Raw genomic sequence first — 14,928 nt, 5'->3', positions numbered from 1 at the left:
CGGTGCCTGCCGTATCAGCAGCCGCAACTCCTTGGCGTCCGCGCCGAGTTCGACCCGCGGAAACCACTCCCCGGTGCGCGGCAGCGCGGCCGTCATGTCCTGCCAGAACTCCAGGAGACGGCGCAGCGGCGGCCCGTCGCACTCGCCGCAGGCCCGCAGGAACCGCTCCCGGTGCCGTTCCAGGGCGCGGACCTGACCGTCCCTGACGAGCCAGGAGTCGGCGACGAGGAGGGGGCCGACGGACGGTGTCGCAGGGGCACTCGGGGTCAGTCCGCCCGCCGGGTGCGCAGGGGCTCCAGGGGTCAGTCCGCTCGCCGGGGTCCACGTCAACAGGCCCTCCGTGATGGCCGGTTGTGTCACTGCCGCTCCTTCCCCACGCCGGTCAGTACTTTCCGCCGGCCACCACCGGCGCCCCGTGCCGGGGCCCGTACGGCGCGTGCTCCAGCCACTCCCCGCACCACGGCAGCACCGGCGACAGCGCCGCCGCCGCCCGCTGTCTCAGCCGTACGGTCCGGCGCCGGGGCCGCAGATGGTCCAGCGCGGTACCGGCCGCCTCGCTGTTGAACAGCGCCGCGGAACGCCGTACGTCCGCGAACGGCTCCACCACCCCGGAGACCACGGCGTCCGCCGCGGCCGCCGCGTCCGCGATCCCGCTGTTCATCCCGCGCGCCCCGAAGGGCGGGAAGAGGTGCGCCGCCTCGCCGACGAGCAGCACCCGCCGGTGCGGGTCGGTGAAGGAGGCCGCGACCTTGCGCAGGAAGTGGTACGTCGACACCCACAGGATGCGGTCGCCGTGCCCCTCGCCCACCACCGCCGGCAGCCACCGCCGTACGGCCTCCTCGGTCCCGAACTCCTCCTGGAGGTCCCCGTCCCGGCACTGCAGGTCCACCTGGAACCCGCCGGTGAAGGGCACCCGCATCACACTGCGGCCGCCGACCCCGGGGTGCTCGTAGTGGAAGACCCGCTCCGGCGGCAGCTCGGCGCCCGGCGTGTCGGCGACGTCCACGACCACATGGAAACCCTCGCCCCGCTCGCCCTCCATGGAGATGCCGAGCGCCCGCCGGACCGCGGAGTGGGCCCCGTCGGCGGCGACGGCGTAGGAACAGTTCCACTTCCGGCCGTCCGCGCAGGTGAGGCGGGCACCTCTGGCGGTGGTCCGCACCTCCGTCACCCGCGCCTCCCACACGAACTCCACCCCGGCCCGCTCGCAGGCGGCCCGCAGGAAGCGCTCGGTGTCCACCTGGCGCAGGCTGGTGAAGGGCGGCGGACCTTTGGGCGCCGGGAAGGTGCGGGCGTACACCTCGCGCCCCCGGTACAGGGTCCGCTTGGTCTGCCAGGTGCGGCCGTACGACGTGATCTCCCCGGCCAGCCCCGGCTGCATCCCGTCGAGCAGCGCGAGGGTCTCGCGGTGCACGAACAGGGCCCGGCTGCCGGGTCGCGCCCGGTCCTTCGGGTCCGCCTCCAGCAGGACGACCGGCAGCCCGCGGGCCCGCAGCGCGAGCGCCGCGGACAGGCCCACGGGGCCGGCGCCGACCACCACGACGGCGGTCACGCGCGGGCGCTCTCGGTTCCGGCGGCGGTATGGGCTTCGGTTTCGGTCAGCATCCGGGTGATCTCGACCCGCTTGACCTTCCAGGTCGCGGTCATCGGCAGCTCGTCGAACCGCCACTGCCGGGGTTCCGCCATCGCCGGCAGATCGGCGGTCGCCTCCCGCCACCGCTCCCGGTCCAGCGGCTGCTCGCCGCGTACGCACACCACCGGCACCGGCTCCCGGTCCGCCCCCGGCACGATGACGACCTCACGCAGCTCCTCCAGCCGCTCCATCAGGACGTCCTCGATCTCCAGATTGCTGTGCACCGAGTCGATCTGATCGATCTCCCGGTCGATCAGATGCAGGGTGCCGAGGCGGCTGCGGTAACCCATGTCGCCCATCTCCCACCATCCTTCGGTGAGTTGACGGTCGTAGCGGTCCTGCATGCCGAGGTAGGTGAGGATCCGGCCCCGGGTACGGGCCTCGATCCGGCCGGGCGTCCCGGGCGCGGTGGGCCGTCCGTCGGCCCCGGTGACCCGGATCCGGGTGAAGCCGGGTATCCCCCTGCCGACCCGCCGCCCGTCCGCCCGCGCCGCACTGCGCCGGGTGAACCACTGGAAGGCCACCGGCCCGGTCTCGCTCTGCCCGTACAGCTGGACGAGCCAGGGCGTACGGCGCTTCGAGGCGTCCAGCAGCCGCCGTACCGTCCGCGGATGGATCGCGTCGAACGTCGAGCCGTACGACCGCACCCGCGACAGCGGCGCCCCGGGCGCGTCAGCCAACTCCTCCCACAGCACGAAGGTGTTGGGGTGCGTCTCCACGATGCCGGGCCGGTGCCGGACGAGCAGCGGGCCCACCTTCGCCGGGTCCGGGTCGGTGATGAGGAGCAGTGGGCTGCCGAAGTGCAGCAGCACGCCCAGCAGATGGTAGAAGCGCGAGTGCACGAACGACATGTGCAGCGCCGCCGTCTCGCCGCGCGTCGGCCAGCCCATCGCCTTCTGTGGAACCAGCCGGTTCCACATGGTGTTCGCGCAGTGCACCGCCAGCTTCGGCAGGCCCGTGGTCCCCGAACTGTGGGTGATCAGGGCGGGTTCCCGCGGATGCAGCCGCACCGCGGCGGGACGCTCGGCTCCGGCGAACTTCGCCAGCGGGTCCGCGCCCGGCGCCTCGTCCACGGACAGCACGCGCCGTACGCGCAGGCCCGTGTTCTTCAGGGGGCCTGTCAGCTTGGCCCGGTCGGTCACCAGCCACGGCATCCGCAGCCGCTCGATCAGCTCCGCGACCACCTCGCCCGCCAGTGCGGGGGAGAGCAGCACCGGCACCGCCCCGATCCGGGCGACCGCGCAGGTCAGCAGCACGATGTCGACGTTGTCCGTCTTGTGGACCACGACCTGCTCGGAAGGCCGTACCCCCGCCTCCCACAGCCGCCCCGACAGATCCTCGACGGCGTCCGCGAGGACCGGGTAGGTGAGGTCGACACCGAGGTCGGGGTGGGTGTCCAGGGGCCGGTCGAGCGTGACGAAGACGGCTCCGTGCCGGTCGGCGGCGTCACGGAAGACCGGGCCCAGGTAGAACCCCCGGTCGGCGAAGGGGGGTTGCTGCTCTCGCATGGGGAGATTCCTTTCCATGGTGCTCACCAGGCGCCCTGGCGGACCAGATGGCGGCGGAGCTTGCCGGTGGGGGTACGGGGGAGGGAGGGGACGAGACTCACACTGCGGGGCACCTTGAAGGCGGCGAGGTGTTCGCGGGCGAGCTTCAGGAGCTCTTCCTGGAGGTCGGCGAGGGTGTGCGGTGCGTGGCCCTGCGGTGTGCGGTCCTGCGGTACTCGGTCCTGGGGTGTGCGGTCCTCCGGTGCGCGGTCCTGTGGTACTCGGCCCTGTGGTGCGCGGTCCTGTGCGTGGGGGACGACGAACGCGCGCAGTCGGCTGGTCCCGCTCGCGTCGGTGACGGCCACCACCGCGACCTCCTTCACCGCCGGATGGGTCCGCAGCACGGCCTCCACCTCCAGCGGTGAGACGGTGATCCCGCCGACCATCTCCATGTCGTCGGCGCGGCCCAAGTGCCGGTACGCGCCGTCGGGTTCACGGACCGCCAGGTCGTGCGTGGCGAGCCAGCCGCCGACCAGAGCGCGCCCGGTCTCCTCGGGCAGGTTCAGGTAGCCCGGCGTCACCGTCGGCCCGCGCACCCACAGCTCGCCCTCCTCGCCGTCCGGCACCGGGTGGCCCGCGCGGTCGCGCAGCTCCACCTCGAAGCCGGGGACGGGACGGCCCACCGTGCCCGGGTGGTTGTGCTCGAAGCTGTTCGCGCAGAACGCGTGACCGGCCTCCGTGGAGCCGATCTGCTCCAGCACGGACGCGCCCAGCAGTTCGGTGATCTGCGCCCCGAGCCCCGCCGGCAGCCCCTCGCCCGCCGAAACCGCGGCCCGCACCGAGGCGAAACACGCCCCGTGCCCGCTGCCCCGGTCGGCCACCAGCGCCGCGTACGCCGACGGCACCGAGTACAGGACCGTCACCCGGTGCCGGGCCACCAGCTCGTCCACCGCGGCCGGGTTCGGGCGCCGGTCGACCAGGACGGCAGAGGAGCCCGAGAACAGCGGGAAGACGAAGGCGTTGCCGAACCCGTAGGCGAAGTACAGCTTCGACACCGACAGGGTGACGTCGTCCGGGGTGATCCGCAGCAGCCGCCGCCCGATGAGATCGTGGTACGTCTTCGGGTCGCCGTGCGTGTGCACGACCCCCTTGGGCCGGCCCGTGGTCCCCGAGGTGTACTGCACATACAGCGGCGTGTGCGCGTCGACCGGCCGGGCGGCGGCCGGCTCCGCCACCGCGGTGAGCGCGAGCAACTGGTCGGCGCCGATCCGGGCCCGGTCCTCGGCGAACCGGTCTTCCAGCCCCGGCCCCGTCACACACAGCACCGGATCGGCGTCCCGGGCGATGAACGCGTGGTCGGCCGCGGGCAGTTCGGGATTGACCAGCACCGCCACCGCGCCCAGCCGGGCGGTGGCCAGAAACGCCGTCACCCACGCGATCCCGTCCGGCAGCGCCAGCAGCACCCGGTCGCCCGCCTTGGTGCCGCACTCCGCGAGCACGCTCGCCGCCCGCGCCGCGAGCGCGTGCACCTCGCCGTGGGTCCAGACCCGGTGACCCTGGTGGAAGGCGGGCCGAGCCGTCCACCCACGCCGCTCACTGAGGTCCGCGAGCTGGGCGGCGAGGTTGCCGGGGGCCTCGGTGTCGGCCGGCGTGAGGGTGGTCTGCGGAGACGTCATCGGACGGGCTCCTCGGTGGGGGTGGCTGTGCGCTTACCGGTGCCGGTGCCGGTGCCAGTGCCGTTGACGAGGGTTGTGGCTGTTCCGCTGGCGAGGGCCGAGGCGGTGGCCGTTCCGGTGGCCGTGGCTGTGGCCGTGGCCGTTCCAGTGGCCGTGGCCGTGGCGGTTCCGGTGGCGGCGGCCCCGCCCGCCCGCCGGGCGCCCGCCCCCTGCCGTTCCTCCCGCAACCGGTCCGCGGTGTGCAGGTGCAGGGCCCGCATCTGGGCCGCCGTCTTCAGCAGCATCTCGTCGTACTCGGCCTCCGCGTCGGAGTCCAGGACGATCGCCCCGCCGGCCCCCAACCGCATCACCCCGTCCGCGAACACCGCCGTACGGATGACGACGTTGAGGTCCGCGCCCCCGCTGCACCCCAGATATCCCAGCGCCCCGGAGTAGATCCCGCGGGCCTCGGTCTCCAGGGAGTCGATGATCTCCATCGTGCGCAGTTTCGGCGCCCCGGTCATCGACCCGCCGGGGAAGCAGGCCCGCACGCAGTCCACCGCCTCCGTGCCCTCCCGCAGCCGTCCCTCGACGGTGGAGACGAGCTGGTGCACGGTCGCGTAGCTCTCGGTGGCCATCAGCCGCGGCACCCGCACCGAACCGGTCCGGCACACCTTCCCCAGGTCGTTGCGGAGCAGGTCGACGATCATCAGGTTCTCCGCACGCGTCTTGGCGTCCGCCGCCAGCGCGTCCCGCAGCCGGACGTCCTCCTCGGGGTTCTGCCCACGCGGCGCGGTGCCCTTGATGGGCCGCGCCTCGGCGACGCCGTCCCGGCCGATCCGCAGGAACCGCTCCGGAGAGGAACCCGCCACCTCCACCTCCCCGAACCGCAGAAAGGCCCCGTACGGCGCCGGATTGACCCGGCGCAGCGTGCGGTAGAACCCGAACGCGTCCGGCGGAGCGGGTAACCGGGCCATGTCCGTCAGGCAGACCTCGTAGCTGGTGCCCGCGTGCAGCGCGTCCTGGCACGCGGCTATGTCGGCGAGGTACGTCGTACGGTCCCGCACCAGCCAGGGCTCGGCGGCCCCGAGATCGGGCTCGTGCCGCCGGGCGGGGGCCGACCTGCCGGTTGCCGTGGCTCCTGTGGCTCCTGTGGCCCCTGTGGTCTTTACGGTCTTTGCGGCCCCCGGGGTCTCCGTGGCCACGAAGGACAGCTCGGCCAGCGTGCCGTCGAGCCAGTCCTCCGCCTCCCGCGCGGCCTGCGGGGTGTCCTCCGCGAGGCAGACCGCGTAGGTGAACCCCTTGAGGTGGTCCACGGCCACCAGCCGGTCCGCGAACAGCCAGCAGGCGTCCGGGACGTCGGAGACATGCCGGTTCGGGGAGCCGCAGTCGGCCTTCAACTCATAGCCGAACCAGCCGACATAACCGCCGGTGAAGTCGAAGGGCAGCCCGGCCGCGTCCACCCGACGGCTCGTCAACTGCCGCCTGAGGTAGTCGAACACGCTCGCCGCGACCTTGCGCGTCGGCCGCCCGGCCCGCTCGACCTCGCACCGGCCGCTCTCGACGTCGTACCGCACGAACTCCGCCAGCGGCCCGCTGTCGTCCCCGAAGAACGAGAACCGCGAGAGCCCCTCCTCGACCAGGGCACTGTCCAGCCAGAACGACCGCGGCGAGGCGGCGAACATCCGAGTGAAGGCCGCCTCGGCGTCGACCGCACCCGCCACACGACGGGTGTGCAGACGGTAGGCGGAGGTAGCGGGGGCGGGGCGCCGGGGGTGGGGGACGACGGGGGCGGCCGGGGCGGGCGGCGCGGTTGATGCGTTCCGCGTGGTCGGCATTGTCGGCGTGGTCGACGCGGTCCGCTCGGTCCGTGCGGTCGGTGTCGTCGCGGAGGCTTGCGCAGCCGGCGTGGCCCGGGGGATCGGGGGGATCGCGGCCGCGGCCGGGGTGACGGCGGTGTTCTTCGTCCGTGTCTTACGGGCCCGTTCCGCCGTCAGATTGCGGAAGTTGACGAGCATCCGGTGGCCGTACTCGGTGAGCACGGACTCCGGATGGAACTGCACGCCCCACAGCGGCCGGTTCCGGTGCCGCAGCCCCATCAGCACGCCGTCCTCGGACCACGCGGTGCCCTCCAACGTGTCCGGGAGCGGCTCGGGCACCGCCAGCGAGTGGTAGCGGACCGCGGTGAAGCCCTGCGGCAGCCCCTGGAAGAGGTCCCGCCCGTCGTGCCGGACCGACGACAGATGCCCGTGCCGTGGCTCCGGCGCCGGCACCACCTCGGCCCCCTCACCGAGCGCGATGCCCTGGTGGCCCAGGCAGACACCGAGGACGGGGATCGTGGACTCGGCGATCACGGCCGCACTGAGACCGAAGTCGCGCGGCTCGGCCGGATGCCCCGGTCCCGGCGACACCACGACGTTCTCGAACGCCGCCAGGTATTCCACAAGATCGGGAATTCCGGCGGCCCCGTCGTTCGGCACCACAACCGGTTCCTCGCCGTTGACCTCGGAAATCAGCTGGAACAGGTTGTACGTGTACGAGTCGTAATTGTCGATGAGCAGGGTCTTCACCCGCCCACCTCCCTTTTTTCGCTCCGGACCTATGCGGTCCGTCTTTTGTGCCGGCCGCGGAGTGCCTGCAGCGGCGGATACAGCCATTTCTTGAAGAAACGCTGGAGCCGAGGCATGAGAATCCAGGTGACGAGAGCCGTCACACACAGGCACAACAGCAGTGTGCGGATGAGCGGATTGATTCCGCCGAGATAAGGAAGAACAATCAGATTGAACAGGAGCACCGGCGGAAAGACCGCGCTCATGTTCACGAACCACAGCTTCCATTTCGCCGGTGGGGCGGGCGCCTTCGGCGTGGTCGTCTGGGAGTCGAACCACAGCTTGGACCCCCGGACGCTGCGGCGCTCCGACTGCCGGGCGAAGCCGGCCGCCCGGACGTCCCACTGGACCCTCGCGGCCGAGTCCTCCCAGGCACGGGCCGTCCCCTCGCTGGCGAAGCGATAGACCACGTGCCACTCCGCACCTTGGTCGACAAGAACGCCACCTCCCATGAAACCCGGCTGCTGTGAGCTCGCACCGAGCATCGCCCACCCCCACGAGTGGAAGTCGGCCTCACGGCCCGGCACCACGCGATAGGCCACGGTCACGGTGACGGGATTACTGCTCACGGGATCCAGTACGCACGATCTACACAGCACGTTCAAATATTCAACGAACTTTTTTCCGGTGTCCGTATCGTGACTCTTTATTGGCCTTTCGGGTGCCTTGGAGTCTTCTGCCCTGCTGTACTCGGAGTAACTTTTCCCGAATTCCATGAACCGCTTGCCGGGTCAGTCTTCATGGCTGCACGATCGCCTCTCCGGCTTTCTCTGAATTTCCCGGACCGAAGGAGAACCATGTCCAGGTACGACTGGGACGTCGATCACGAGGGAATTGACCGGGCGCGGTCCGTGATCGAATCCGCACGGAAAGAAGTGACCGCGCATCCCATTTACCGGCGGATAAACACCCGTGAGGACCTGGCGACGTTCATGTCCCACCACGTCTTCGCCGTGTGGGACTTCATGTCCCTGCTGAAGTCGCTGCAACGCGAGCTGACCTGTGTCGACGTCCCCTGGGTGCCGCGTGGCACGTCGGTGAGCCGACGGCTCATCAACGACATCGTGCTGGTCGAGGAGAGCGACGAGCTGAACGGCGGCTTCACCAGCCACTTCGAGCTCTACCGGGCGGCCATGGAGGAGGCGGGGGCCGACGTCACCCGCGTCGACACGTTCCTCGCGCTGCTGGTCGAGGGCCACGGCGTCCCGGCGGCCCTGCGCGGCGCCCAAGTCCCCGCCCCCGCCAACGACTTCGTCCGCACGACCTTCTCCCTCATCGAGGAACGCCCCCTGCACTGCCGGGCCGCCGCCTTCGCCTTCTCCCGCGAGGACCTCATCCCCGACATGTTCGACCAGGTCATCCACCAGGAGGGCACCGAGCGCTTCCCCCTCTTCCGCGACTACCTCGCTCGCCACATCGAGGTCGACGGCGAGGAACACACCCCCATGGCCATGCAGATGCTCGCGGACCTCTGCGGCACGGACGACCACCGCTGGGAGGAGGCGGTCGAGACGGCGATCACCGCCCTGGAGGCACGCGTGCGGTTGTGGGACGGGATCTTGGGCGCGATGGGGTGAGGGGAGAGGGGAGGGGAGGGCCGACGGGGGTCGGTCGGGGGGCCGGCTAGGCCGGTCGAGGGGCTCGGAGGGCGTAGTGACGGGCGGGTGGCGGTTGGCCGGGAGCGCGACCTCGGGCGGCTCGGCGTCGAGGCGCGGTGAGCAGGGGCGTTGGAGTGGCGCGGGGCTCGGTGTGAGGGCGGAGGCGTCAGTCGTGTCGGGCGTAGGCGCTGAGGTCGGCTCGCCCGTGGTCCCCGACGCGCGCCCGCTCCTCGTGATGGGCACGGCCCCGACGGCTCCCGCCGGGGTTCGGAGTGCCTGGGGCGCGGGGGCGGCGCTGGGCATGGGGGGAAGTGCTGCCGGCCGGGGTAAGGCTGCGCGATGGGACCCTGCTGGGCTTGGTGGGCAGGGGGGAGATGTCGGCTGCGGTGATGCCCTGTCGCGCTGCTGCTCCTGTGATGTGCTGCCCTGGTTCCGGGGGCCGGCTTCCTGAGTGGGCGGTCTCAGGGGTGCCGCGTGTCCGCCCGTGACGGAGTCGCGGTCGGCCCGTCCTCCTCGGCCGGTGCCTCGCCGAACCGTGCCAGTGCCAGCGCGCCCGCCACCGCGACGGCGAAGCCCAGAACGGCCACCCATGCCAGCCCCTCGCGGGTGCGGTCTCCGAGCCACACGACCCCCACCGCCGCCGGGCCGATCGTCTCCCCGATCACCATCCCGGCCGTCGCCGTCGTCACCGAACCCCGCTGCAGCGCCGAGGTCAACGACAGGAACGCCGAGCCGCCGCCGACGAGAAGGGCGTACGTCGCCGGGTTGGCCAACAGCTCCACCGGCGCGAGCGAGTCGATCAGCCGCACCGCCACCTCGACCACCCCGAACCCAAACCCCGCCCCAAGCCCCAGCGTCAACGCCCGCCCCCGCTCCGGCAGCCGCCCGCCCAGCAGCCCCAGCCCCAGCACGGCCACCGCCGCACCGAGCATCGCGAACTTCAGCGCCGCCGACCCCGCCCTGTCGCCCTCCGTGCCGGACGCGATCCCCAGCAGCGCCAGTCCCGCGCAGACCACGCCGACCGCGCCCCACTCGCCCCCGCTCAACCGGACCCGCAACAACCGCGCCGAGACCACCGCGGTCACCGCGAGACTCGACGCCAGCGCCGCGCCGACCGCGTAGATCGGGACCGACCGCAACGCGGCGATCTGGAACAGGAACCCCAGCCCGTCCAGCGCCAGCCCCGCCACATACCGCCACTGCCGCACCGCCCGCAGCAACAGCGCCGCCTCGCCGCGACCTCCACCTCCACGTCCGCCCCCGCCCTCGACCGCGCCCGCCGCCCGGGCCGCCATCGCCTGCCACACGGTGGCCGTACCGAAACAGACCGACGCGCCGAGCGCACACACCATTCCAAAGAGCACAAAGTGACCTTAGAGGGGGAGGCCCGCAGGAGACCTGACTCGGCGTCCGCTCTTACCGATCTCTAAGCTGTCCGCCGGACATGTGCAGACCAGGCCCAACAGCCTGACCAACGGGGAGACACGAACATGGCGGACGCACGTCGGCAACTTCGCTCGGGAACAGTCGCACTGGGCGGCGTGGGACTGCTCGCCATGGCTCTCACCGCCTGCTCCTCGGACCCCGACAAGCGATGCGTCGACCGCGACAGCTACACCCTCGGCAAGGGCTACCAGATCGTCGGCGACAAGAACTGCAAGTCCGCCACCACCCTCAACGGCGCCTACTACTACGGCGGCAAGAAGAAGGGCACCTGGGTCTCGGGCGGCTCCTTCACCAAGTCGAGCAAGGGTTCCGGCAGTTCGAGCGGCAGCGGCGGCAGCGGAAGCAGCAGCAAGGTCGACCGCGGCGGCTTCGGCAGCGGCGGGGACGGCGACGGCGGAAGCGGCATCAGCAAGGGCAGTTCCGGCAGCTGAGCCCGGCGAGAACGGCCGTGAACCGCTGATCACCCCTGAGACAGGCTTCCGAGACACCCATGCGTCGCCACACCCTCACCCCGCGCCCCGGCTGGCAGCAGACCGTCGAGGCGCAGGGCCTCATCTACCCGCTCACCCGGCACCCCGACGACTCCCTGCGCCCCTACTGGGACGAGAGCGCCTACTACGCCTTCACCCTCGACGAGGTGGAGGCGCTGGAGGACGTCGTCGAGGAACTCCACCGCATGTGCCTCGCGGCCGCCGACCACATCGTCACCGCGAACCGCTTCACCGACCTCGGCATCACCGACCCCCGGATCGTCGAAGCCGTCACCGAGGCCTGGCACCGGCGCGCCGAACTCCCTTCCGTCTACGGCCGCTTCGACCTCCGCTACGACGGCACCGGGCCGGCCAAGCTCCTGGAGTACAACGCCGACACCCCCACCTCCCTCGTCGAGGCCGCCTCACCCCAGTGGTTCTGGATGGAGGAGCGCTTCCCCGGCGCCGACCAGTGGAACTCCCTCCACGAACGCCTGGTCGACGCCTGGAAGAAGCAGGCCGTCCTCCTCCCGCCCGGGAGCCCCCTCTACTTCGCCCACTCCGCCGCCGACGAACTCGGCGAGGACCTCATGACGGTCGCCTACCTCAAGGAGACCGCCGAGCAGGCAGGCCTCGCCACCGACTGGATCTCCATGGAAGAGATCGGCTGGGACCCCCTCTCCGGCCGCTTCGTCGACAACCAACTCCGCTTCATCCGCAGCTGCTTCAAGCTCTACCCCTGGGAGTGGCTCACCACCGACCGCTTCGCCGGACACGTCCTCGACACCCTCGACAACGGCGGCGGCACGGGCACCACCCTGTGGATCGAACCGGCCTGGAAGATGCTCCTGAGCAACAAGGCTCTCCTCGCCGTCCTCTGGGAGCTGTATCCCGGCCACCCGAACCTGCTCCCCGCCTACGTGGACGGCCCCCGCGAACTGGCGACGACGACCGGCTATGTCGCCAAACCGCTGCTCGGCCGCGAGGGCGCCGGTGTGACGGTCCACGAGCCGGGCGCCCCGCCCGTCCCGCGCGACGAACCCTGCTGCTACCAGGAACTCGCCCCCCTCCCCGACTTCGACGGCAACCGTGTCGTCCTCGGCGCCTGGGTCGTCGGCGAGGAGTCGGCCGGCCTGGGCATCCGCGAGTCCTCGGGCCTGGTGACCGACGAATACGCCCGCTTCCTGCCCCACGTGATCCTCTGACCGCGGGACGGCCGAGGGTGCCATGAACCCGGGACATCCGAGGTCGCCGGCAGCATCGACGGCACCGAAAACGCGTTGCTCACGCCCAACCCACCGCGTTACGGTCACCGCACTCTGACGCACACGCTCTCTGGAACGAACGCCGCAGTACGGGAGCAGGTCCGCGCACAGCGCACGGCACAACGGAGGGGCGGCACCGGATCCGGCCGACCGGCCGATCCCCCCTGCCCTCCGGAGGACACTCCCATGAACATCGGCCTCGGCCTGCCCATCGACGACCCCGCCCAGCTGCTGACCTGGGCCCGGCGTGCCGACGAGGGCCCCTTCAACACCCTCGGCCTGCTCGACCGGCTCGTCTACGACAACCCCGAGCCCTTGGTCACCCTCGCGGTCCTCGCCGGTGCCACGTCCCGCATCCGCGTCCAGACCGAGGTGCTGATCGCGCCCCACCACAACACCGCCCTGCTCGCCAAGCAGACCGCCACCCTCGACCGCCTCTCTGACGGCCGCTTCACCCTCGGCATCGGCGTCGGCGGCCGCGAGGACGACTGCCGCGCCGCCGGCATCGACCTCCACCGCCGGGGCCGCCGCCTCGACGAGCAGATGACGTTGCTGCGCCGTATCTGGTCGGGCGAGCCCTACGGCGAGGGCGTGGGCCCCATCGGCCCCGCGCCCGTGACTCCCGGCGGCCCCGAGGTGCTGTTCGGCGGCTTCGCCCCCGCCGCCCTCGACCGGGTCGGCCGCTTCGGCGACGGCTTCCTCGGCGCCGCCCTGCCGCCGGCCTTCATGGCCAACCTGTTCCGCGACGCCACCACGGCCTGGCAGAAACACGACCGCCCCGGCCGCCCTCGCCTGGTCGCCCAGGCGAACGTCGCCCTCGGCCCTGACAGCACCTTGGACCTGGCCCGCCGCAGCCTCCGCGACTACTACGCCTTCAGCGGCCACGTGGAGTACATGGAGGCCGGGCTGCTCACCACCCCGCAGCAGATCCGCGAGGCCGGCAACGCCTACTTCGGCATCGGCGCCGACGAGGTGATGCTCTACTGCTGGGCCCCGGACACCGACCAGGTCGACCGCCTCGCCGACGCGCTGTTCTGACGCCGTCCACCCTCACGGCTTCGAGGCCCGCGACCTGCGAGCGGGCCTCGAAGCCGTCGCTCGCATGGTGGACGCCGCGCAGAGGCCCTGCGACGTGCCCGGTAGGCTGGCCGACAGGCCGTGACTGGCGCGCTGGGATGGGACGGACCATCAGGGAGCGGCCTGCGAGTGACCAAGTGCCGTGCGCCTGGGCCGAACCGTGAACCGTGACCGCTTCAAGCCACGCCGCCCGGAGGCCGCCATGTCAGAGCAGCAGCCCCTGTCCACCCAGACCACGGCCTTCCGCGCCGCCCTCGACGTGATCCGTGCCGTCGAACCGCGTGTCGCCGACGCCATCGGCCAGGAGGTGGCCGACCAGCGCGAGATGCTCAAGCTGATCGCCTCCGAGAACTACGCCTCCCCGGCCACCCTCCTCGCGATGGGCAACTGGTTCAGCGACAAGTACGCCGAGGGCACCGTCGGCCGCCGCTTCTACGCCGGCTGCCGCAACGTCGACACCGTCGAGTCCCTCGCCGCCGAGCACGCCAAGGAACTCTTCGGCGCCCGCCACGCCTACGTCCAGCCGCACTCCGGCATCGACGCCAACCTCGTCGCCTTCTGGTCGGTCCTCGCCCAGCGCGTCGAGGTGCCCGCCCTGGAGAAGGCCGGCGTCCGCCAGGTCAACGACCTCTCCGACGCCGACTGGGCCGAGCTGCGCCAGGCCTTCGGCAACCAGCGCATGCTCGGCATGTCCCTGGACGCCGGCGGCCACCTCACCCACGGCTTCCGCCCGAACATCTCCGGCAAGATGTTCGACCAGCGCTCCTACGGCACCGACCCCGCCACCGGCCTCATCGACTACGAGGCCCTGCGCGTCTCCGCCCGCGAGTTCAAGCCGCTGATCATCGTCGCCGGCTACTCGGCCTATCCGCGGCTGGTGAACTTCCGGATCATGCGCGAGATCGCCGACGAGGTCGGTGCCACGCTCATGGTCGACATGGCGCACTTCGCCGGTCTCGTCGCCGGCAAGGTCCTCACCGGCGACTTCGACCCGGTCCCGCACGCCCAGATCGTCACCACCACCACGCACAAGTCCCTGCGCGGCCCGCGCGGCGGCATGGTCCTGTGCGACGACTCCCTCAAGGACCAGGTCGACCGCGGCTGCCCGATGGTCCTCGGCGGCCCGCTCCCGCACGTCATGGCCGCCAAGGCCGTCGCCCTCGCCGAGGCGCGGCAGCCCGCCTTCCAGGACTACGCCCAGCGCATCGTCGACAACTCCCGCGCCCTCGCCGAGGGCTTGATGCGGCGCGGCGCCACCCTCGTCACCGGCGGCACCGACAACCACCTCAACCTGATCGACGTCGCCTCCTCCTACGGGCTCAGCGGCCGCCAGGCCGAGGCTGCCCTGCTGGAGTCCGGGATCGTCACCAACCGCAACGCGATCCCGGCCGACCCCAACGGCGCGTGGTACACCTCCGGCATCCGCATCGGCACCCCCGCCCTGACCACCCGCGGTCTGGGCACCGCCGAGATGGACGAGGTCGCCGGCCTCATCGACCGCGTCCTGACCACCGCGGAGCCGGGCACCACCAAGTCGGGCGCCCCCTCCAAGGCCCAGCACATCCTCGACGCGAAGATCGCGGACGAGATCTCCCGCCGGGCCACCGACCTCGTCTCCGGTTTCCCGCTCTACCCGGAGATCGACCTCGGCTGACCCCACACCCACTGTTGAGTTCTCAAAGATCGAC

Annotated in this window: 11 protein-coding genes, 1 pseudogene and 1 riboswitch; of the genes and pseudogenes, 5 read left to right on the top strand and 7 right to left on the bottom strand. The window is 71.7% G+C overall.

Features of this window, described 5'->3' with window-relative positions; translation table 11 throughout:
* The 6 genes and pseudogenes from ABZ896_RS12215 to ABZ896_RS12190 form a co-directional block, all read right to left on the bottom strand.
* Positions 1-360 (bottom strand): annotated as a pseudogene (locus ABZ896_RS12215) (hypothetical protein); the annotation flags it as partial.
* A 22-nt stretch (positions 361-382) separates the two neighbouring features.
* A complete protein-coding gene (locus ABZ896_RS12210; protein ID WP_360926031.1) occupies positions 383-1,552 on the bottom strand; it encodes an FAD-dependent oxidoreductase in 1,170 nt (389 codons plus the stop codon).
* On the bottom strand, positions 1,549-3,141 hold the full coding sequence (locus tag ABZ896_RS12205; RefSeq protein ID WP_360926028.1) for a class I adenylate-forming enzyme family protein: 1,593 nt from the start codon (positions 3,139-3,141) through the stop codon (positions 1,549-1,551). Before ABZ896_RS12205 ends, ABZ896_RS12210 begins: the two co-directional genes overlap by 4 nt.
* A 23-nt stretch (positions 3,142-3,164) precedes the next feature.
* Complete coding sequence (locus ABZ896_RS12200; protein ID WP_360926025.1) at positions 3,165-4,796, bottom strand: AMP-binding protein; 1,632 nt, start codon at positions 4,794-4,796, stop codon at positions 3,165-3,167.
* Complete coding sequence (pabB, locus tag ABZ896_RS12195; RefSeq protein ID WP_360926022.1) at positions 4,793-7,345, bottom strand: aminodeoxychorismate synthase component I; 2,553 nt, start codon at positions 7,343-7,345, stop codon at positions 4,793-4,795. Before pabB ends, ABZ896_RS12200 begins: the two co-directional genes overlap by 4 nt.
* A gap of 29 nt (positions 7,346-7,374) precedes the next feature.
* Positions 7,375-7,953 (bottom strand): hypothetical protein, encoded by a 579-nt coding sequence (locus tag ABZ896_RS12190; RefSeq protein WP_360926057.1) that lies wholly within the window; start codon positions 7,951-7,953, stop codon positions 7,375-7,377.
* Positions 7,954-8,181: 228 nt separating this feature from the next.
* On the opposite strand from ABZ896_RS12190, the gene ABZ896_RS12185 reads away from it, so the two are divergent.
* Positions 8,182-8,961 carry a DUF3050 domain-containing protein gene (locus ABZ896_RS12185; protein WP_360926019.1) on the top strand — a complete coding sequence of 260 codons (780 nt, stop codon included), beginning with the start codon at positions 8,182-8,184 and terminating at the stop codon, positions 8,959-8,961.
* Between the two features lie 482 nt (positions 8,962-9,443).
* Here the strand turns inward: ABZ896_RS12185 and ABZ896_RS12180 are convergent, their stop codons facing one another.
* Positions 9,444-10,334, bottom strand: a complete 891-nt coding sequence (locus ABZ896_RS12180; RefSeq protein ID WP_360926054.1) for a hypothetical protein — start codon at positions 10,332-10,334, stop codon at positions 9,444-9,446.
* A gap of 138 nt (positions 10,335-10,472) precedes the next feature.
* Here ABZ896_RS12180 and ABZ896_RS12175 point away from each other — a divergent pair, with 138 nt between their 5' ends.
* From ABZ896_RS12175 to ABZ896_RS12160, 4 genes are all read left to right on the top strand, one after another.
* Entirely contained in the window at positions 10,473-10,859 is a 387-nt protein-coding gene (locus ABZ896_RS12175) for a hypothetical protein (protein WP_360926016.1), read from the top strand.
* A gap of 59 nt (positions 10,860-10,918) precedes the next feature.
* Positions 10,919-12,103, top strand: coding sequence for a glutathionylspermidine synthase family protein (locus ABZ896_RS12170; protein ID WP_360926013.1), 1,185 nt, complete (start codon positions 10,919-10,921; stop codon positions 12,101-12,103).
* Positions 12,104-12,349: 246 nt separating this feature from the next.
* Positions 12,350-13,201, top strand: coding sequence for an LLM class flavin-dependent oxidoreductase (locus ABZ896_RS12165; protein WP_360926010.1), 852 nt, complete (start codon positions 12,350-12,352; stop codon positions 13,199-13,201).
* Positions 13,202-13,311: 110 nt separating this feature from the next.
* A riboswitch (ZMP/ZTP riboswitch) is annotated at positions 13,312-13,401 on the top strand.
* A gap of 41 nt (positions 13,402-13,442) precedes the next feature.
* Positions 13,443-14,894, top strand: a complete 1,452-nt coding sequence (locus tag ABZ896_RS12160) for a glycine hydroxymethyltransferase (protein WP_360926007.1) — start codon at positions 13,443-13,445, stop codon at positions 14,892-14,894.
* The last annotated feature ends 34 nt before the right edge of the window (positions 14,895-14,928 follow it).

Origin of the sequence: Streptomyces sp. NPDC047072, assembly GCF_040643855.1 — a bacterium.
Taxonomy (GTDB): domain Bacteria; phylum Actinomycetota; class Actinomycetes; order Streptomycetales; family Streptomycetaceae; genus Streptomyces.
The sequence above is the reverse complement of the archived record's forward strand: the minus strand, read 5'-3'. Positions and strand labels throughout refer to the sequence as shown.

Excerpts from the sequence above, each read along its gene's own strand:
- ABZ896_RS12205 (WP_360926028.1), bottom strand. The coding sequence starts at position 3,141 with ATGCGAGAGCAGCAACCCCCCTTCGCCGACCGGGGGTTCTACCTGGGC.
- ABZ896_RS12200 (WP_360926025.1), bottom strand. The coding sequence starts at position 4,796 with ATGACGTCTCCGCAGACCACCCTCACGCCGGCCGACACCGAGGCCCCC.
- ABZ896_RS12185 (WP_360926019.1), top strand. The coding sequence starts at position 8,182 with ATGTCCAGGTACGACTGGGACGTCGATCACGAGGGAATTGACCGGGCG.
- ABZ896_RS12180 (WP_360926054.1), bottom strand. The coding sequence starts at position 10,334 with ATGGTGTGTGCGCTCGGCGCGTCGGTCTGTTTCGGTACGGCCACCGTG.
- ABZ896_RS12175 (WP_360926016.1), top strand. The coding sequence starts at position 10,473 with ATGGCGGACGCACGTCGGCAACTTCGCTCGGGAACAGTCGCACTGGGC.
- ABZ896_RS12170 (WP_360926013.1), top strand. The coding sequence starts at position 10,919 with ATGCGTCGCCACACCCTCACCCCGCGCCCCGGCTGGCAGCAGACCGTC.
- ABZ896_RS12165 (WP_360926010.1), top strand. The coding sequence starts at position 12,350 with ATGAACATCGGCCTCGGCCTGCCCATCGACGACCCCGCCCAGCTGCTG.
- ABZ896_RS12160 (WP_360926007.1), top strand. The coding sequence starts at position 13,443 with ATGTCAGAGCAGCAGCCCCTGTCCACCCAGACCACGGCCTTCCGCGCC.